Annotated in this window: 6 protein-coding genes and 2 pseudogenes; 7 read left to right on the top strand and 1 reads right to left on the bottom strand. The window is 71.5% G+C overall.

Annotated features, from left to right (window positions below):
• Positions 1-23: 23 nt before the first annotated feature.
• The 7 genes and pseudogenes from STRVI_RS18150 to STRVI_RS18120 all read left to right on the top strand — a co-directional run.
• A pseudogene (locus tag STRVI_RS18150) lies at positions 24-6,626 on the top strand (SDR family NAD(P)-dependent oxidoreductase); the annotation flags it as partial.
• Between the two features lie 106 nt (positions 6,627-6,732).
• Entirely contained in the window at positions 6,733-12,549 is a 5,817-nt protein-coding gene (locus tag STRVI_RS18145) for a type I polyketide synthase (protein WP_014057127.1), read from the top strand.
• A complete protein-coding gene (locus STRVI_RS18140; RefSeq protein WP_014057126.1) occupies positions 12,546-12,983 on the top strand; it encodes a nuclear transport factor 2 family protein in 438 nt (145 codons plus the stop codon). Before STRVI_RS18145 ends, STRVI_RS18140 begins: the two co-directional genes overlap by 4 nt.
• A gap of 35 nt (positions 12,984-13,018) precedes the next feature.
• Entirely contained in the window at positions 13,019-13,486 is a 468-nt protein-coding gene (locus tag STRVI_RS18135) for a nuclear transport factor 2 family protein (protein WP_014057125.1), read from the top strand.
• 35 nt (positions 13,487-13,521) lie between these two features.
• Complete coding sequence (locus STRVI_RS18130; RefSeq protein ID WP_014057124.1) at positions 13,522-14,952, top strand: NAD(P)/FAD-dependent oxidoreductase; 1,431 nt, start codon at positions 13,522-13,524, stop codon at positions 14,950-14,952.
• Positions 14,949-18,629, top strand: a pseudogene (locus STRVI_RS46365) (type I polyketide synthase); the annotation flags it as partial. The gene STRVI_RS18130 and the pseudogene STRVI_RS46365, both read left to right, overlap by 4 nt.
• A gap of 287 nt (positions 18,630-18,916) precedes the next feature.
• Positions 18,917-19,324 carry an acyl carrier protein gene (locus STRVI_RS18120; RefSeq protein ID WP_014057122.1) on the top strand — a complete coding sequence of 136 codons (408 nt, stop codon included), beginning with the start codon at positions 18,917-18,919 and terminating at the stop codon, positions 19,322-19,324.
• Positions 19,325-19,418: 94 nt separating this feature from the next.
• On the opposite strand, the gene STRVI_RS18115 is transcribed toward STRVI_RS18120, so the two are convergent.
• Positions 19,419-20,678 carry a cytochrome P450 gene (locus STRVI_RS18115; RefSeq protein ID WP_014057121.1) on the bottom strand — a complete coding sequence of 420 codons (1,260 nt, stop codon included), beginning with the start codon at positions 20,676-20,678 and terminating at the stop codon, positions 19,419-19,421.
• Positions 20,679-20,804 lie beyond the last annotated feature (126 nt).

Below are 20,804 nucleotides of genomic sequence, written 5' to 3'. Positions count from 1 at the left end.
ACGCGCCAAGGAGCCTCCGCTAGATGTCGAACGAAGAGAAGCTGCTCGACCACCTCAAGTGGGTCACGGCCGAGTTGCGCCAGACCCGTGAGCGTCTGCGGGAGGCCGAGTCCGCCGAGCCGGAGCCCATCGCGATCGTGGGCATGGCCTGCCGCTATCCGGGTGGGGTGCGGTCGCCGGAGGAGCTGTGGCGGCTGGTGCGGGACGGGGAGGACGCCGTCTCCGGCTTTCCCACGGACCGGGGGTGGGGCACCGAGGAGCTGTTCGACCCGGACCCCGAAAGCTATGGGAAGTCCTATGTGGACCAGGGCGGATTCTGCTACGACGCGACCGCATTCGACGCGGCCTTCTTCGACATCAGCCCCCGCGAGGCTCAGGCCATGGACCCCCAGCAGCGGCTGCTGCTGGAGACCGCGTGGGAGGCATTCGAACGCGCCGGGCTCAATCGGGAGTCGCTGAGCGGCAGTAACACCGGGGTGTTCGCCGGGGTGGGTTCGCATGACTATCTGTCGGTCATCGGCAACATCACCAGCGAGGTGGAGGGCTACGTCGGCGCCGGGAACCTCGGCAGTGTGGTGTCCGGCCGCGTCGCGTACTCGCTCGGCCTCGAGGGTCCGGCGGTCACGGTGGACACCGCGTGTTCCTCATCGCTGGTCGCCATCCATCTGGCCACTCAGGCGCTGCGCCACGGCGAATGTGATCTGGCCCTGGCCGGCGGGGTGGCCGTGATGGCGACGCCCGGCGCGTTCATCGAGTTCTCCCGTCAGCGTGGCATGGCCCCGGACGGCCGTTGCAAGCCGTTCGCGGCGGCCGCAGACGGCACCGGATGGGGCGAGGGCGCCGGGTTGATCGTCCTGGAGCGCCTGTGCGAGGCACAGCGCCGCAACCGCCGTGTTCTCGGGGTGATCCGGGGTTCGGCGGTCAACCAGGACGGCGCGAGCAACGGTCTCACGGCGCCGAACGGGCCCTCGCAGCAACGGGTGATCCGGCAGGCGCTGGCGAACGCGCAGTTGTCCGCCGCCGAGGTGGACGCGGTCGATGGACACGGCACGGGGACCACGCTGGGTGACCCGATCGAGGCGCAGGCGCTGCTGGCCACGTACGGCCAGGGCAGGCCGGAGGTCGGGCCGCTGTGGCTCGGCTCGATCAAGTCCAACCTGGGGCATACCCAGGCCGCCGCCGGTGCGGCCAGTGTGATCAAGATGGTGATGGCGATGCGGCATGAGCTGCTGCCCGCCTCGCTGCATATCGACGAGCCGACTCCCCACGCCGACTGGGCGTCGGGTGCGGTGCGGCTGCTGACCGAGCCGGTTCCTTGGCCGCGTGGGGAGCGTCCGCGCCGGGCCGGTGTGTCGGCGTTCGGCATCAGCGGTACGAACGCTCATCTGATCCTTGAGCAGGCACCCGAACCGGCCGAGGCCGCCCCCGCACCGGACACCTCGCCGGGCAGTGTTGCCGCAGGTGATGTGGTGCCGTGGGTGGTGTCCGGACGTGGCCGTGAGGCCTTGCGCGGCCAGGCCACGGCACTGACCGAACGAGTGACCGCCGACCCCCAGCTCACACCGTCGGACGTCGGCTGGTCACTGATCAGCACCCGGTCCGTCTTCGACCACCGCGCCGTCATCATCGGCCAACACCGCCACGAACTCCTCGCCGGACTCAACGCCCTGGCCACCGGCAACACCCACCCCGCCCTCATCGAACCCGACACCACCACAACCACGGGCAGCATGGGACCGGTCCTCGTCTTCCCCGGCCAGGGCTCACAGTGGCTCGGCATGGGCGCCGGACTCCTGGACACCTCACCCCCCTTCGCCACCCGCATCACCGAATGCGAACAAGCCCTCACCCCCCACGTCGACTGGTCCCTCACCGACGTCCTGCGCGGCGGTATCAACGCCGCCGACCTCGCCCGCGTCGACGTCGTCCAACCCGTCCTGTGGGCCGTCATGGTCTCCCTCGCCGCCGTATGGGACCACCACGGCGTCATCCCCGCCGCCGTCGTCGGCCACAGCCAAGGCGAAATCGCCGCCGCCTGCGTCGCCGGAGCACTCTCCCTCGACGAAGGCGCCCGCATCGTCGCCCTCCGCGCCCACGCCCTCCGCCGCCTCACCGGCCACGGCGCCATGGCCTCCCTCACCATCAACCACCACCACGCGAAGGAGTTCCTGACCGGGCTCGGCGAACGCGCAGAAGGGGTGGGCGTGGCCGCCGTCAACGGGCCGGGGTCCGTGGTGGTCTCCGGGCCACCGGAGCAGGTCGCCCACGCCGTGTCCGCATGCGAAGGGACAGGCCGCCGGGCCCGGCTCATCGACGTCGACTACGCCTCCCACAGCGCCCAGGTGGACGAGATCGCGGATGAGCTGAGGGAGGTGCTGTCGGGGATTGAACCCGTCCAGGCGGAGGTGGCGTTCTACTCGACCGTCACCGGCACCCGCATGGACACCAGCGGACTCGACACCGACTACTGGGTCACCAACCTCCGCGAACAAGTACGGTTCGCCGACGCCGTACAAGCACTCCTCGACGACGGCCACCGCGTATTCATCGAAGCCAGCACCCACCCCGTCCTCACCATCGGCATGCAAGAGACCTTCGAGGAAGCCGGTGTGCCCGCAGCCGCGGTGCCGACTCTGCGACGAGACCACGGCGACCAAGCACAGTTGATGCGATCGGTGGCCCAGGCCTTCACCGCCGGAGTCACAGTCGACTGGACCCGCTGGTTCCCCGCCGACCCCACACCCCGCGCCATCGACCTGCCCACCTACGCCTTCCAGCGACGGCGCTACTGGCTGGACGGGCGGAGTGGCCACAGTGGCGACCCGGGTGACCTCGGGCTGGGGCCCGCCGGTCATCCGCTGCTCGGCGCCGCAGTGGAACTCGCGGAGGGCGGAGCGCATGTACTCACCGGCCGACTGTCGCCGCGGACCCACCCCTGGCTGAACGATCACCGGGTCCTGGACACCGTCCTGCTACCGGGCACCGCCTTCGCCGAGCTCGCCCTGCACGCCGCCGCACGGACCGGCTGTGACCAGGTGTCGGAGCTGACCCTGCACGCGCCGCTGGTGATTCCGCAGGGCGAGTCGGTCGATGTGCAGATCGCCGTGTCCGCTCCTGATCACACCGGGGAGCGTCCGATCACGGTGCATTCCCGGCCGGTGGCCGACGCGGGTGACACGGGCGACGCGTCCTGGACCCGGCATGCCACCGGGGCCCTCGCCACCTCGTCCGCGGCCGACGCCCCGCCCCTGGACGGCGCCTGGCCGCCTCCCGGGGCCACCCCGCTCCCCGTCGAGCACTTCTACCGGCAACTCGCCGACCACGGCTACCACTACGGACCGTCCTTCCAGGGCCTCACCGCGGCCTGGCGGCTGGACGGCGACGTCTACGCCGAGGTGTCCCTGCCCGAAGGGGACTGTGACGGCGCGGCCGCGTACGGCATCCATCCCGCCCTCTTCGACGCCGCGCTGCACGCGCGGGCCCTGGACGTCGCCCCCGGCTCCGAGGACGCGCACCGGGTCCTGCTCCCGTTCACCTGGAGTGGTCTGCGGCTGCGCGCCACCGGGGCGGACACCCTGCGGATCCGCATCACCCCGAGCGCACCGGACCGGCTCACGCTGTTCGCGGCCGATCCCACCGGCGCCGCGGTGGCCATCGTGGACGATCTGATCCTGCGCCCGGTGCCGGACGGGCAGTTGGGGCGGGCTCGTGCGGCGGGCAGGAACGCGCTGTTCCAGGTCTCCTGGACGCGGCTGACGCCGGCCGAGGGCGCCCCCACCTGCCGTTCGGCCGTGATCGGGCCGGCCGGCGGCCTCCTGGCCGATGCGCTGCCCGACGCCCCTGGCCTTCCGGATCTCGCCGCCGTACGGGCGGCCGTGGCGGACGGGGCCCCGGCCCCCGATGTGGTGTTCGCCTTCTTCGGCTCTCCCTCCGATGGTCGTTGCGATCCGGTGGAGCGCACCCATGACCTCGGCAAGCAGACCCTCGGGGTGCTGCGGGAGTTCCTCGCCGCCCCTGAACTCGCCGACGCTCAACTGGCCGTGGTCACCCGTGGGGCGGTCGCCCCGCAGAGCCATGACGATGTCCACGATCTGCCCGCCTCGGCCGTGTGGGGTCTGGTGCGCAGCGCCCAGTCGGAGAACCCCGGCCGGGTCCTGCTGCTCGACCTCGATGAACGGGACGCCTCACCACGCGCCTTGGTCCGCGCCGTGGCCTCGGGCGAGCCCCAGTTGGCACTGCGCGACGGTGTGGCGTACGTCCCGCGGCTGGTTCACGACGACGCGGCCAAGCGGCTCACCCCGCCGGTGGGGTCGGCCACGTGGCGTCTGGGGCTGACCGGCCACGGCAGCCTGGACCAGCTCGCGCTGGTCGACTGCCCGGACAACACCCGCCCGCTGGGCCGTGGCGAGGTCCGGGTGGCGCTGCGGGCGGGCGGCGTGAACTTCCATGACGTGGTCGTGGCACTGGGCATGGTGGAGGATCCCAGGCCACTGGGCGGCGACGGTGCGGGCGTGGTCCTCGAGGTGGGTCCGGAAACCGACGCGTTCGCGGTGGGCGACCGGGTGATGGGTCTGTTCAACGGCACCGGGCCGCTGGTCGTCACCGATGCCCGGATGATCATCAGGATCCCGGCGGGGTGGTCGTACGCCCAGGCGGCGACCACACCGTCCGCCTTCCTCACGGCCTACTACGGTCTCGCCGAGCTCGCGGGGCTGCGGGCCGGGGAGAGGCTGCTGTTGCACGCGGCCACCGGCGGTGTGGGCTTGGCGGCCGTGCAGTTGGCACGCCACTGGCGGGCCGACGTGTATGCCACGGCGGGCCCCACCAAGTGGCATGCCCTGCGGGAGCGCGGATTCGACAACCGTCACATCGCCTCCTCCCGCACTCTCGACTTCGAGGAGGGGTTCCGCACCGCCGCGGGTTCCATCGATGTGGTGCTCAATTCGCTGGCCGGTGACTTCGTGGACGCGTCCTTGCGGCTGCTGGCGCCCGGCGGTCGCTTCATCGACATGGGCCGGACCGACGTCCGCGACCCCGAGGAGGTCGGCGCCCGCTATCCGGGGGTCCTCTACCGTGCGTTCGACCTGGTCGGCGGAGCGGGCCCGGACCGTATCCAGCGGATGCTGGCCGAGTTGTCGGCCCTGTTCGAGGACGGGACGCTGCGTCCGTTGCCCACCACCCTGTGGGACATCCGCCGGGCTCCCGAGGCGTTCCGCCACTTCAGCCAGGCGCGCCACATCGGCAAGATCGTGCTGACGCTCCCCACCGCCCTCGACCCGGAGGGCACGGTCCTCATCACCGGTGGCACCGGCACCCTGGGCGCCGCCACCGCCCGCCATCTGGTGGCCCAGCACGGCGTACGGCGGCTGCTGCTCATCAGCCGCCGGGGCCTCGACGCCCCGGGTGCCACGGAGCTGGCGGCCGAGCTGACCGGGCTCGGCGCGCGGGTCTCCATCGCCGCGTGTGACGCGGCCGACCGGGCCGCCCTGGCCAAGCTGCTGGAGAGCGTTCCCGAGCGCCATCCGCTCACCGCCGTCGTCCACGCCGCCGGGCTGCTGCGCGATGCCACGGTCGAGGCGCTCACGCCCGATCAGCTCGATGAGGTGTTGCGGGCGAAGGCCGACGCGGCATGGAATCTGCATGAGCTCACCCGCGACGCGGGGCTGTCGGCGTTCGTGCTGTTCTCCGCGGCCGCCGGACTGCTGGGCGCCGCGGGACAGGGCAACTACGCGGCGGCCAACGCCTTCCTGGACGCCCTCGCCGCGCACCGCCATGCCCAGGGCCTGCCCGCCACCTCCCTGGCCTGGGGGTACTGGGCGCAGGCCACCGGGATGACCGGAGGAATGACCGACGCCGACCGGGCGCGGCTGGCGCGGGCCGGGATGGTGGGCCTGGAGACCGAACAGGGGCTCGCACTGCTCGACATCGCCCTCGACAGCGGCCGTCCGGCCCTGGCGCCCATCCGGCTCGACCTGGCCACCCTGCGGCGGGAGGCCCACGCCGACGATCTGCCGCCCCTCTTCAGGAGCCTGGTGCGCGGCGCCGCCCCGCAGGCGGCCACCGGTGCCGCCGGCCCGGGCGGAGCGGCACCGGCGGATGCGTTCGCCACTCTGTCCGAGGAGGACCGGCAGCAGGCGCTCCTCAAGCTGGTGCGCAACGCCACGGCGACGGTGCTGGGCCATGACGCGGCGGATGCCATCCACCCCGCCCAGAACTTCCGGGAGCTGGGCTTCGACTCGCTGACCGCCGTGGAGCTGCGGAACCGGCTGGGCGCCGCCACCGGTCTGCGGCTGCCCGCCACGCTGGTCTTCGACCACCCCACGCCCACCGCGGTGGTACGGCTGCTGCGGGAGCTCCTGGTCCCGGCCCAAGTGGCGCCGGGCGGCTCGCTCCTCACCGGTCTCGACACCCTCGACGCCGCCTTGACCGGGGGAATCGCCGACCGCGAGCAGCGGGCCCGGATCGCGGTGCGGCTGCGGGAGCTGCTGCGCAAGGTGGACGGCCCATGGCACGGCGACGACGGTGACGACCCCGCCGAGGCGGATCTGGCGTCGGCCAGCGACGAGGAGTTGTTCCAGGCACTCGACAACGAGCTGACCGTCCCCTCCGACGACGGTCTCCGATGAACCGCTGAATCAGGACCGCTGAATCGGGACCCCCAACAGGGCCCCAACAGGACCCCCAACAGGACCGCTGAAATCAGGACCGCCGTGACGATCGGGTTGATGCGATATGACGGATGACGAGAAGCTCCGCAGCTATCTCAAGCGGGCGACCGCCGATCTGCGTCTGGCCAGGCGGCAGTTGCGCGAGGTCGAGGACCGCGCCCGGGAGCCCATCGCCATCATCGGGATGGCCTGCCACTTCCCCGGCGATGTGGCGAACCCCGAGGACCTGTGGCGGGTGGTGGACGAGGGCGTGGATGTCATTTCCTCGTTTCCCGAGGACCGTGGCTGGGACCTGGAGAACCTCTACGACCCTGACCCGGAGCACGCCGGCACCAGCAGCGCCCGCGAGGGCGGGTTTCTGCGCGATGTGGCCGATTTCGACGCCGAGTTCTTCGGGATCAACCCGCGTGAGGCCGCGGCGATGGATCCGCAGCAGCGGCTTCTGCTGGAGACGGCGTGGGAGGCGTTCGAGCGCGCGGGGCTGACGCGGGAGGCGCTGAGCGGCAGCGGCACCGGGGTGTTCACCGGGGTGGACTCGTACCACTATCTGTCGCTCATCGGTCAGACGACCGGCGACTCGGCGGGCTATGTGGCCACCGGGAACCTCGGCAGCGTGGTCTCGGGCCGGGTGTCGTACTCGTTCGGCCTGGAGGGGCCCGCTGTCACGGTGGACACGGCGTGCTCGTCGTCCCTGGTGGCCACGCATCTGGCGGTGCAGGCCCTGCGGCAGGACGAGTGTTCGCTGGCCCTCGCGGGCGGGGTGACGGTGATGGCCACGCCCGGTGGGTTCACCGAGTTCTCGCGTCAGCGCGCGCTGTCCCCGGACGGTCGGTGCAAGGCGTTCGCCGCGGCGGCGGACGGCACGGGCTTCTCCGAGGGCGTCGGTCTGGTGCTGCTGGAGCGGCTGTCCGACGCACGGCGCAACGGGCATCGTGTGCTGGCTGTGATCCGGGGTTCGGCGGTCAACCAGGACGGCGCGAGCAACGGTCTCACGGCGCCGAACGGGCCCTCGCAGCAACGGGTGATCCGGCAGGCGCTGGCCAACGCGGGGCTGGCGCCGTCCGAGGTGGACGCGGTGGAGGCACACGGTACGGGCACGACGCTGGGTGACCCGATCGAGGCGCAGGCGCTGCTGGCCACGTACGGCCAGGACCGGCCGGAGGGACGTCCACTGTGGCTGGGCTCCGTCAAGTCCAACATCGGGCACACCCAGGCCGCCGCGGGAGTGGCGAGCATCATCAAGATCGTGGAGGCGCTGCGGCACGGGGTGCTCCCCGCCTCGCTGCACATCGACGAGCCGACACCGCATGTGGACTGGGGCGCGGGCGCGGTGCGGCTGCTGACCGAACCGGTCGAGTGGGCGGCGAACGGACGGCCGTGTCGTGCGGGTGTGTCGTCGTTCGGTATCTCCGGTACGAACGCTCATCTGATCCTTGAGCAGGCCCCCGAACCGGCCGAGGCCGCCCCCGCACCGGACACCTCGCCGGGCAGTGTTGCCGCAGATGGTGTGGTGCCGTGGGTGGTGTCCGGACGAGGCCGTGAGGCCTTGCGCGGCCAGGCCACGGCACTGACCGAACGAGTGACCGCCGACCCCCAGCTCACACCGGCGGACGTCGGCTGGTCCCTGATCAGCACCCGGTCCGTCTTCGACCACCGCGCCGTCATCATCGGCCAACACCGCCACGAACTCCTCGCCGGACTCAACGCCCTGGCCACCGGCAACACCCACCCCGCCCTCATCGAACCCGACACCACCACAACCACGGGCAGCATGGGACCGGTCCTGGTCTTCCCCGGCCAGGGCTCACAGTGGCTCGGCATGGGCGCCGGACTCCTGGACACCTCACCCCCCTTCGCCACCCGCATCACCGAATGCGAACAAGCCCTCACCCCCCACATCGACTGGTCCCTCACCGACGTCCTACGCGGCGGTATCAACGCCGCCGACCTCGCCCGCGTCGACGTCGTCCAACCCGTCCTCTGGGCCGTCATGGTCTCCCTCGCCGCCGTATGGGACCACCACGGCGTCATCCCCGCCGCCGTCGTCGGCCACAGCCAAGGCGAAATCGCCGCCGCCTGCGTCGCCGGAGCACTCTCCCTCGACGAAGGCGCCCGCATCGTCGCCCTCCGCGCCCACGCCCTCCGCCGCCTCACCGGCCACGGCGCCATGGCCTCCCTCACCATCAACCACCACCACGCCCGAGAATTCCTCACCGACCTCGGCAAACCAGCCCACCAAGTAGGCATCGCCGCCGTCAACGGCCCCGGATCCGTTGTCGTATCCGGACCACCGGAGCAGGTCGCCCACACCGTGTCCGCATGCGAAGAGACAGGCCGCCGGGCCCGGCTCATCGACGTCGACTACGCCTCCCACAGCGCCCAAGTGGACGTAATCGCCGAGGAGTTGCATGAGCTTCTGGCCGGGGTCAAGCCGGTGCCCGGCCACGTGGCGTTCTACTCGACCGTCACCGGCACCCGCATGGACACCAGCGGCCTCGACACCGACTACTGGGTCACCAACCTCCGCGAACAAGTACGGTTCGCCGACGCCGTACAAGCACTCCTCGACGACGGCCACCGCGTATTCATCGAAGCCAGCACCCACCCCGTCCTCACCATCGGCATGCAAGAGACCTTCGAGGAAGCCGGTGTGCCCGCAGCCGCGGTGCCGACTCTGCGACGAGACCACGGCGACCAAGCACAGTTGATGCGATCGGTGGCCCAGGCCTTCACCGCCGGAGTCACAGTCGACTGGACCCGCTGGTTCCCCGCCGACCCCACACCCCGCGCCATCGACCTGCCCACCTACGCCTTCCAGCGTGAGCGGTACTGGCTGGACGGAGCGGGCGGGCCGGGTGGCGATCCGGCCGATCTGGGGCTGACGTCCGCAGGTCATCCGCTGCTCGGCGCCGCCGTGGAACTCGCCGACGGCACCACCCATGTGCTCACCGGCCGCCTCTCCGCGCGGTCCCACCCGTGGCTCGCCGAGCATGTGGTGGCGGGTGCGGTGCTGGCGCCGGGCGCGGTGCTGGTGGAGTGGGCGCTGCGGGCGGCCGACGAGGTCGGCTGCGGCGGGGTGGAGGAGCTCGCGCTGCAGGTTCCGCTGGCGCTGCCCGAGTCCGGTGGGCTGCGGGTGCAGGTGGTGGTGGGTGCCGCGGCGGAGGACGGGCGGCGTGAGGTGCGGATGTACTCCCGCCCCGACCGGCTCGGCGGCCCCGACCGTCCTGGCGGCCCCGGCCTGGCCCTCGATTCCGGCCCGGACGCGGGGTGGGTGTGTCATGCGGTGGGCGTGCTCGCACCCGCTGCCGAGGACCCCGCACCGGTGGAGGGCCTGGGCGGGGTGTGGCCGCCACCGGGCGCCGAGCCGCTGGACGTCGGCGCCTTCTACGAGCAGGTGATGGCGGCGGGTTACGGATACGGCCCGGCGTACCAGGGGCTGACGGCCGCGTGGCGTCATGGCCGGGATGTCCTCGCCGAGGTGGCGCTGCCCGATGCCGCGGGTGGCCGGGACGGTTTCGGCATCCATCCGGCGCTGCTGGACGCGGCGCTGCATCCGTCCCTGCTGATGGACCGGCCCGAGGGTCAGGAGGACGACGGCCAGGTGTGGTTGCCGTTCGCCTGGAACGGCGTGTCCCTGTGGGCCACTGGGGCGGCCACCGTACGAGTGCGGCTGTCGCGGGACGAGGAGCGGCAGTCGCTGCGGCTGACAGTGGCGGACACGGTGGGCGCTCCGGTGCTGACGGTCGATTCGCTGGTGACCCGTCCGGCCGCGACGGACCGGCTGCGCACGGCCGCGGCCGCCCGTGCCGTGGACGGGCTGTACACCCTGGACTGGACGCCACTGCCCGTTCCGGCCACCACACCGTCCCCGACGTCGGTGGTCGGAGAGGACGGCTGGGTGGTGCTGGGCGAGGACCGGCTGGGGCTGGTGGAGCCGGTCGCGGCCGGAGTGGGCCCCGATGCCACGGTGTGCCATCCGGACCTGGAGGCGCTGATCGCGGCTGTGGACGCGGGCGAGCCCGCCCCTGCCGTCGTACTGGCCCATCCGTACGTCGCTGAGGGTGGCCAGGGGGACGGGCTGGGGGCGACCGAGGAGCTGCTGGGGCTGGTGCAGTCCTGGCTGAGGCGGCCGGCCCTGGCCGATGCGCGGCTGGTGGTCGTCACACGGGGTGCGATGGCGGCGGGCGGTCCGGGCGATCACATCGACAACACCGGTGACACCGCGCTGGATCCGTCCGGTGCCGGGGCGTGGGGGCTGATCCGCAGCGCCCAGTCGGAGAACCCGGGCCGGTTCGTACTGCTCGACCTCGATGAGGGTCGCGAGGGCCTCGTGGCGGCCGTGGTGCGCGCGATCGAGTCGCATGAGCCCCAGGTGGCGCTGCGGGACGGACGGGTGCTGGTGCCCCGTATGGTCCGCGCGACGGCAGCGCCGGCAGCGACGGCCATGCCGGCAACGACGGCCACGCCGGGCCCGGCCGTCGACGGCCGGGACGAGCAGGAGAAGACCCCCGGACTCGACGCCCATGGCACCGTGCTGATCACGGGTGGCACCGGCACCCTGGGCGCTCTGGTCGCCGAGCACCTGGTGCGCAACTGGGGAGTCGGGCATCTGCTGCTGGTGAGCCGGAGCGGTCCGGAGGCCGCCGGTGCCGATGAACTCACCGACAGACTGGCGGAGTTGGGTGCTCAGGTGCGGATCGCCGCAGTCGATGCCACCGACCCGGACGCGGTGGCCGCTCTGGTGGCCGGGGTCGATGCCGCGCATCCGCTGACCGGTGTCGTCCATGCGGCCGGGGTGCTGGACGACGCCGTCCTCACCACCCAGACTCCGGAGCGGCTGGCTCGGGTGTGGCGTCCGAAGGCCACGGCCGCGGCCCATCTGCACGCCGCGACCGCGGAGCTGCCGCTGTCCCTGTTTGTGATGTTCTCCTCCACGGCGGGCACGCTGGGCGCCTCCGGGCAGTCCAACTACGCCGCGGCGAACGCCTACTGCGACGCCCTGGCCGCCCGGCGCCGTGCCCTCGGCCTGCCGGGTCTCTCGGTGGCGTGGGGCCTGTGGGCGGAGGCCAGTGGGATGACCGGGCATCTGGGGGAGGCGGACCGGGCCAGGATGGCCCAGTCGGGCATCGGGGCGATGTCCAGTGAGCGGGCGCTGGGGCTGCTGGACGCGGCCGTGCGCCACGGGCACCACCATCTGATCGCCATCGATCTGGACGTACGGGCCCTGGCGGGACAGCCTGCGCTCACCCTGCCCGCTCCGCTGCGGGCGCTCACCGGTGGCGGTACGGCCCGGCGCACCGCGGCCACCGCCCGGCCGCACACCGACTGGGCCGGTCATCTGGCCGCGCTGCCACTGGAGGAGCAGCGCCGCACACTGCTCTCTCTGGTCCTCACCCATGCCGCGGCGGCGCTGGGCCACTCCGACCCCGGTCGGATCCAGACCGAGCGCGGCTTCCTGGAGCTCGGCTTCGACTCGCTGACCGCGATCGAACTGCGGAACCGGCTGACCGCCGTGACCGGGCTGCGGCTGGCCACCACCCTGATTTTCGACCATCCGAATCCGGCCGCGCTCGCCGCGCATCTGCATATGGAACTGGCGCCCGAGGACGTGGATCCGCTCGCCCCGATGCTGGGCGAAATCGACAGGATGGAAAGCGCGCTGCTTTCCGTGGCCCAGGACGAGGCGGCGCGGGAAGCGCTGCTCAAGCGCCTGCAGAGCACGCTGTCGAAATTGGGCGCGCTGCACGGCGGCGGAACGGAGGAAGGGCCCGCGGCCGGCCGTATTCAGGACGCCACGGCCGACGAGATCTTCCAGTTCATCGACCAGGACCTTGGCCGAAGCGACAGCAACGGAGAGCATGCACACGGGGGCACACGGTGATTGATGAGCGAAGCCGGAAGAAGCTCATCCTCGAGCACAGCCGCCGGATGAACGCCGCGGATATCGACGGGCTTCTCGAACTCTACGCGGACGAGGTCACTTTCGAGGATCCGGTCGGATCGGGGCGCAGGACCGGGCGGGACGCCCTTCGTGAGCATTTCGAGGAGCTCGCCGCGGCGGGTATCAGCGAGATTCCCGGTGAGCCGGTCGCGGGGCAGGACGGTGTGCATGTCCTGGTGCCGGTGACGGCCACCATGGACTATCTGCCCAAAGGCCCCGGATTCGCCGAGCGCGGCTGGCTGACGGCCCCGGACACCCCGGAGGACTCCCGCATCACCTGGGACTACGTCCTGATGATGCGCGCGGGGGCCGGCGGTCTCATTCAGGAACTGCAGATGTTCTGGGGGAGGTCGGACATTGACATCACCGGCTGATCCCCCACGACCCCGGCACCGCACAGGAGGCGTTCATGGCCGATGAGGCGACCCTCAAGAAGATGGCCCTGGAATACGCACGGCGGATGAACGCCGGTGATGTCGAGGCCGTATTGGAGCTGTTCTCGGACGACGTCGTCTTCGAAGACCCGGTCGGCGCGCCCCCGCTCATCGGAAAGGACGCCCTTCGCGGACACATCGCCTGGTCCATCGAATGCCAGGTGCACGAGACCCCGGGCCGTCCGGTCACCTCGATGGACGGCCGCAGGGTGGCGGTGCCGACCACGGTCACGGTGTACGCACCGGCGAAGCTCACCTTCAGCATCATCGGCGTGATCGAACTCGGTGATGACGGTCTGGTCCATCACGCCCAGGCGTTCTGGGGCATCACGGATACGAAAGTGGGCGACGGCCCCGAACTCAGCGGTGTCGCGCATTTCATGGCGGTCACCCAGAACCTCGCCAAGATGGTCCAGGCCAAGGGCAGCCCCAGTCCGATGTAAAAGGCCGTAAGCGGTGAAGGGACGAAAGCAGAACCATGACCGAACCCAAGCACGGAATCGTTCTGGGCGGAGGCTGGGCGGGAATGCTGGCTGCCCATGTGCTGGCCCGCCATCTGGAGCGCGTCACCGTCGTGGAGCGCGATGTGCTGCCGGACGGCCCCCGGCACCGTAAGGGATCGCCGCAGGGACGCCATGTCCATGTGCTGTGGTCCAGCGGTGCGCGCATCGTGGACACGCTGCTGCCGGGCATGATCGACCAACTGCTCGACGCGGGCGCCCGACGGATCGGATTCCACCAGGACCTGGTGACCTTGACGTCCCACGGCTGGCAACACCGCTTTCCACCGCGGCAGTACGCCCTGATGTGCACCCGCCCCTTCCTGGACTGGAAGGTCCGCGACCGCGTTCTGGCCACCGGGCGGATCGCCTTACGTCAGCGCGCCGAGATCCTCGATCTGGTCGGCGACGCCAAACGGGTCACCGGGCTCCGGGTGCGCGACATGGACACCGGTGCGCAGGAAACGCTGGCGGCCGATCTGGTGATCGACGCCTCCGGGCGCGGTTCCCGGCTCCGGCACTGGCTGTCGGCGCTGGAGGTGCCGCCGCTGGAGGAGGACATCGTCGACGCGGGCATCGCGTACGCCACCCGCGTGTACCAGGCGCCGCCGGGGGCCGCCGCCGGATTCCCCGCCGTCAACGTGGCCGCCGACCACCGGCTGCGCGAGCCGGGCCGGTTCGGGGTGGTGTATCCGCAGGAGGACGGCACCTGGATGGTGACCCTGTCGTGCACCCGGGGCGCCGGACTGCCCGCGCACGACGACGACTTCCTGCCCTACGCCCGGACGCTGCGCCATCCGCTGGTCGCCGATCTCATCGACCTCGCGAAGCCGCTGACCTCGGTGGCCGTCTCGCGTGTCGGCGCCAACCGGCGGCTGTATCCGGAGCGGCTGGACATCTGGCCGGAGGGGCTGCTGGTGCTCGGCGACGCGCTGGCCGCGTTCAACCCCATCTACGGCCATGGGATGAGCTCCGCGGCTCGGGCCGCCGCCGCGCTGGACACCGAACTGCAGCGGTCCGGGACCGACGCGGGAGCGACCCGCCGGGCCCAGCAGGCGATCAGCGCCACCGTGGACGATCCTTGGATCATGGCCGCGTCCAAGGATGTGGAGTACGTCAACTGCCGGATGAGCGCGACGGATCCGCGGCTGACGGGCGGGGCCGTGACCCGGCAGCGCTTCTCCGATCTGATCTCCGACCGGTCGATCCGTTCCTCGGCGGTGTGTGATGTGGTGACCGATGTCATCAGCCTGACCGCCCCGCAGTCCGAGCTGGCGTCCAGCGGTTTTCTGTCGCTCATGCACAAGGACCGGGTCCTTCCGGAGCTCACCGAGCCGCCGCTGACCGCCGAGGAGCTCGCGCTGGTGAATCTGACGCCGCGCAGCACGGTGAGTGCGGGCGGCTCATGAGCAACGAGGAAAAGCTCGTCGACTATCTCAAGTGGACCACGGCCGAGCTCCATGACACCCGGCAGCGGCTGCGGGAGGTCCAGGCGGAGCTGACGGAGCCGATCGCCGTCGTCGGCATGGCCTGCCGCTTTCCCGGCGGGGTGCGCACCCCGGCACAGCTATGGGACCTGGTGGCCGACGAGCGGGACGCCGTCTCCAGCTTCCCCACCGACCGGGGCTGGGACCTGGAGAACCTCTATCACCCCGATCCGGAGCACCACGGCACCTCGTACGTCCGGGCCGGTGGCTTCATCTATGACGCGGCCGACTTCGACGCGGAGTTCTTCGACATCGGCGCCCGGGAGGCGGCGGCCATCGAACCGCAGCAGCGGATGCTGCTGGAGCTGGCGTGGGAGGCGACGGAGAGCGCCGGCATCGATCCGCACACTCTGCGGGGCAGCCGGACCGGCGTCTATACGGGGGTGATGTACCACGACTACGCCTCGCGTCTGGACGAGATCCCCGAGGGGCTGCTGGGCCATGTGGGCAACGGCAACGCGGGCAGTGTGTCCTCGGGCCGGGTGGCGTTCACCCTCGGTCTGCAGGGCGCGGCGGTCTCCTTGGACACCGCGTGTTCGTCGTCGCTGGTGGCGATGCATCTGGCGGCCGGATCGCTGCGGCGGGGCGAGTGCACGCTGGCGCTGGCCGGTGGCGCCGCCATCATGTACACCGCGAGCGTGTTCCAAGTGGCCTCCAGCCAGCGCCAGTTGTCCCCCGATGTCCGGTGCCGGTCGTTCGCGGACGCCGCCGACGGCATGGTGTACGGGGAGGGCGCCGGTCTGGTGCTGCTGGAACGGCTGTCGGACGCACGGCGCAACGGCCATCCGGTGCTGGCCGTGATCCGCGGCTCGGCGATCAACCAGGACGGTGCCAGTACGGGCATGGCCGCTCCCAACGGCCCCGCCCAGCAGCAGCTCATCCGCGACGCGCTGGCGGACGCCCGGCTGTCCACGGGGGATGTGGACGCGGTGGAGGCGCATGGCACCGGTACCGCGTTCGGCGACTCGATCGAGCTCCAGGCACTGCTCGCCACCTACGGCCAGGACCGTCCGGACGACCGGCCGCTGCTGCTGGGATCCATCAAGTCGAACCTCGGTCATACGCAGGCCGCCGCCGGAATGGCCGGTGTGATCAAGATGGTGATGGCGATGCGCCGGGGCGTGCTGCCGCGTTCGCTCCACATCGACCGGCCGACCCGGCTGGTGCACTGGCGCAAGGGCGCGGTGCGGCTGCTGACCGAGCGGATGGCCTGGCCGCGGGTGGACCGGCCACGACGGGCCGGGGTGTCCTCGTTCAGCGCCAGCGGCACCAACGCCCATGTGATTCTCGAGGAGTTCACCGAATCGGTGGAGCCCGCTGCCGACGACAGTGGCGCCCGCGATGCGGGGGTGGTGCCATGGGTGCTGTCCGCGCGGAGTGCGGCGGCGCTGCGCGGACAGGCCCGTGCACTGGCCGCGCATACGGCGGCGGCCGGTCCGGGGCTGTCCCCCGCCGATGTGGGATGGTCGCTGGTGACCACGCGGTCGGCCTTCGACCACCGGGCGGTCGTGGTCGGCCGGGGGCCGGACGAGCTGAGCGCGGGGCTTGCGGCGCTGGCGGCCGGTGAGCCGCATCCCTCGGTGGTGGGGCCCGAGGTGGCCCGTACCGGCGCGGCGGCCTCGGCGGGCGGGGCGGTGTTCGTCTTCGGTGGCGAGGGTGGCCACCTCCCAGGGGCGGGTGCCGAGTTGTACGACCGGTTCCCCGTCTTCGCCACGGCCTTCGACGAGGCCGGTGAGCTGCTGGGAATGAAGGGGGACCGCGACGTGTCCTCCCCGGCGGGGCTGTTCGCCCTCTACGTCGCACTGGCCCGGCTGCTGGCCTCGGTGGGGGTGCGCCCCGACGCGGTGGTGGGCTGTGGGGTCGGTGAGATCGCCGCGGCGCACATCGCCGGTGCTCTCGACCTCGCTCACGCCTGCCGCCTGGTGGCCACCGGCACCGATCCGAGCGCGGTGGAGTACGAGCGGCCGTCCCTGCCCTCGCTGGACGAGGCCGGTGCGGTGTGGGAGCTGGGGCCGGAGGCGATGCTGACCTCCGCCCCGGCCGCGCTGGTGCTGTCGCCCTTCCGGGGCGAGGGGGCCGAGGGCTCCGAGGTGCGGGGGCTGGTGTGCGGCCTGGCCCGTATGCACACCGTCGGCGCCACCGTGGACTGGGCCGCGCTGTTCGACGGCGATCCGGCTCCCCGCACCGTCGCCCTGCCCACCTATGCCTTTCAACGACAGCGCTTCTGGCTGCAGAACGAGGCTCCGGCGGAGGCCGAGTCGCGGGTGGAGACCTGGGCGGACGCCGAGTTCTGGGATGCCGTGGCCCGTGCGGACACGGCGGCCCTGACCCGGGCGCTCGAGGTCCCCGCGGGCCGGCGGGACGTGCTCGCGGAGATCCTGCCCGCCCTGGCCACCTGGCGGCGGCAGCGGGAGTGGCGCTACCGCATCGTCTGGAAGCCCCTCGCCGACCCGCCGGCGCCACGGCTGGCCGGCACCTGGCTGGTCGTGACGTCCGGCCACAGCGGATCCGATGACAGCAGCGGCAACGCCACGGTGGCCGCCGTGACCACCGCGCTGCGCCACCATGGCGTCGAGGCCGTCGTGTTCGCCCCGCAGACCACACCTTCGGAGACCACACCACCGGACGACGAGACCCAGGCCCGGCGGATGTCCGAGGCCGTCGCCGGGCGGCCGGTCGCCGGGGTGCTCTCCCTGCTGGCGGTGGAGCCACCGGCCGACGACGGGCGCGGCCCGGCGCTCGCCCCGACCCTCGATGTGTTCGAGGCGCTGCGGCGGGTCGGGATCGAGGCCCCGGTGTGGCTGGCCACCCGTGGTGGCGTCGGCGTCGACCTGGGCGATCCGATGTCCCGTCCGGAGCAGGCCCGGTTCTGGGGTCTGGGCGGGGCGCTGGCGATGGAGCGTCCGCGCTGGTGGGGCGGGCTGGTCGACCTGCCGGAGCGGTTCGACGACCGGGCGGGACGGCGGCTCGCGGCGGTCCTGGCCGGGGCGTACGGCGAAGCGGAGGTGGCCGTGCGCGGCGACGGCTGCTTCGCCCGGCGCCTGGTACGCGACATCCCCGCAGCCCTCACCAGCCCCGCCCGACGGCTCCGGGGAACGGTCCTCATCACGGGCGCCACCACCACCCTGGCGGCGCACACCGCCCGCTGGGCGGCCGAGGACGGCGCCGAACACCTGCTGCTGGTCGACACGGCGCCACCGGCCGCCGACCTGGTGGCCGAGCTGAGCGCCTCGGGCGTACGGGTGTCCGTGGCCACCGTCGCTGTGGCGGATCCGGAGGCGCTCGCCGCGGCGGTCGCGGGCATTCCCGCGGAGTTCCCGCTGACGGCCGTCCTGCATCTCACGGCACCGCTGGCCGCCGAGGCGGGACAGCTCGAGACGGCGCGGATCGAGCGCGAGTGGACGGCGACGGTGGCGGGTGCGGTGAACCTCTGCGCCCTCGGCGGCAGCCATGAGCTGTCGGCCCTGGTGCTCGGGTGCTCGATCGTGGGCGTCCTGCCCAGCCCGGGCCTGGGCAACCAGGCGCCGGCCCACGCCTATCTGAGCGCGCTCGCCCAGGAGTGCCGGGCGCGGGGCGTTCCGGCGACCTCGGTGTGCTGGGGCTCGATCGACGACCCCGACACGGCCGTCGGCGCCGCCAAGCAGCTCCGGACCAACGGGATGCCCGCACTGCCCCAGCGCTCGGCCGCCGCCCTGCTGCGGCAGGCGGTCATGGCGGACACGGCCTCCGTGGTCATCGCGGACATCGACTGGAGCTGGATGACCGCACACGCCTCCGAGCTGGGAAGGCATCGGCTCTTCGATGACCTTTCCGGCCCTTCGGCCACGCCGCATACGCACCACGGTCGGTGATCACGCCGACCGGTCCCAACCAGGCGGGAGTACCGATGAACGCACACACCACCGTCAACAACCACACCCCCGGCGACGCCGGCCCTCAAGGAGACGGATCCGCGATGCAGACGGAGAAGAGCGAGACCGCACTGGACGGGGCGGCGCTGCACCAGGCGCTCGCCATCGCCACGGCCGAGGAGCGCGAGGACATCCTGCGGGAGACCGTACGGACGCAGCTCGCCGACATCCTGGCACCCGCCGTGGTGGACGACGACAGCAACTTCCTGGAGAACGGGCTCACTTCGCTGACCGCTCTCGAACTCACCCGCAATCTGATGACGCTCACCGACGTGGAGATCCCCCTCGTCGCCATTCTGGAGTACCCCACCCCCGCCCAGCTCGGCCACTACCTCGCCGAGGCGTACGCCGCGGTCAACTCCGGTGACGACGCCACGGCCTAGTCCGGCCCGCCGGGCACAACGCCGCGCGGGAGGGGGACGAACCCCCTCCCGCGCGGCGTTTTCCTGTCGGTGGTGCGCGAGTTGCGCCGGTGTGTCAGAACGCGCAGTCGACGTGTTTGATGGCCTCGACGAAGCTGGCCACCAGCCGCCGGGGCTCCCCCACCGTGCGGATCTCCGGCAGCCGGCTGAACAGCTCGCGGAAGAGCACCGTGACCTCCATGCGGGCGAGATGGGCACCCAGGCAGAAGTGCGGGCCGACCGACCCGAAGGTCATATGCGGATTGGGGTCCCGGGTGATGTCGAACTGATAGGGGTCGGTGAAGACGTCCTCGTCCCGGTTGGCGGACCAGTAGAAGAGCAGGAGCTTGTCGCCCTCCTGGAAGCGGTGGCCGTTCACCTCGCAGTCCCGCTTGACGGTTCGGCGCATCCAGTTGATGGGGGTCGCGACCCGCAGAATCTCCTCGACCGCGCCCGGCGCGTAGGTCTCGAAGTCGGAGAGCAGCAGCTTCCGCTGCTCCGGATGCTCGGTGAGCAGCACCAGACCACGTGAGATCGCGTTACGGGTGGTCTCCATTCCGGCGACGACGAGCAGGATGAAGAAGGAGGAGAGCTCTTCGGGGCTGAGCCGCTCACCGTCGATCTGCGCCTGCACCAGCCGGGTGACCAGATCTCCGGTGGGGTTACGGGTGCGGTCGGCGGCGAGCCGTGAGATGTAGTCGGCGAGTTCATGTGAGGTCTTCAGCAGGGCGGCGGTGGCCTGATCGGCCCGGGGAACGTATTCGGGGTCGAAGGTGCCGACGATGACATTGGACCGGTCGTAAATGAACTCGTAGTCGTCGCTGGGAATCCCCATCATGCCGCTGAGCACCGCGATCGGCATGATCGCCGCGACGTTGCGGACGAAGTCGCCCGGGCCGTCCGCGATGAGGTCGTCGACAATCTTCCGGGCCGCCTTTTGGGACGCCACCTCGAACTCGGCGGCCATTCCCCGGCCGAAGGCGCGGGACACCAGTCGGCGCAGCCGGGCGTGCTGGGGATTGTCCATATTGATCATCGATCCGAAGAAGCTGTTGAACTCCTCCGGCAGATCGATGATGCTGATCGCGGTGGGCAGCGAGCCGAAGTCCTGCGGACGGCGGCTCACCTCGGCGATATCGGCATGCCTGACCATCGCGTAATAGCCGGACCCACGCCCGAACCCGGGCATGGCCGGTTCGCGGAAGAGCACGGGCTCCGGCCGCCGGCGCAGCGCCGCGAAGGCGGCGTCACGGTCGCCGTAGGGCTGGGCCCAGAAGGACAAGTCGGTGAGGTCGATGTTGTCGACATGGGCGAGCCTCGATTCCGGGGGATACACAGCGCCTCACTTCAGCTCGGAGTCTACGGTCGGTAAAAGAGTTGGGTCGACATAAGAGAATGAATCGCCCGGCGGCCCAGCGTCTCGCGCCCCGCTTAAGCGCCGCTAATCTGCGGATACATCACA

Origin of the sequence: Streptomyces violaceusniger Tu 4113 (assembly GCF_000147815.2) — a bacterium.
Taxonomy (GTDB): Bacteria; Actinomycetota; Actinomycetes; order Streptomycetales; family Streptomycetaceae; genus Streptomyces; species Streptomyces violaceusniger_A.
Note: the sequence above shows the minus strand (reverse complement) of the source record. Positions and strands in the feature narration are given on the sequence as shown.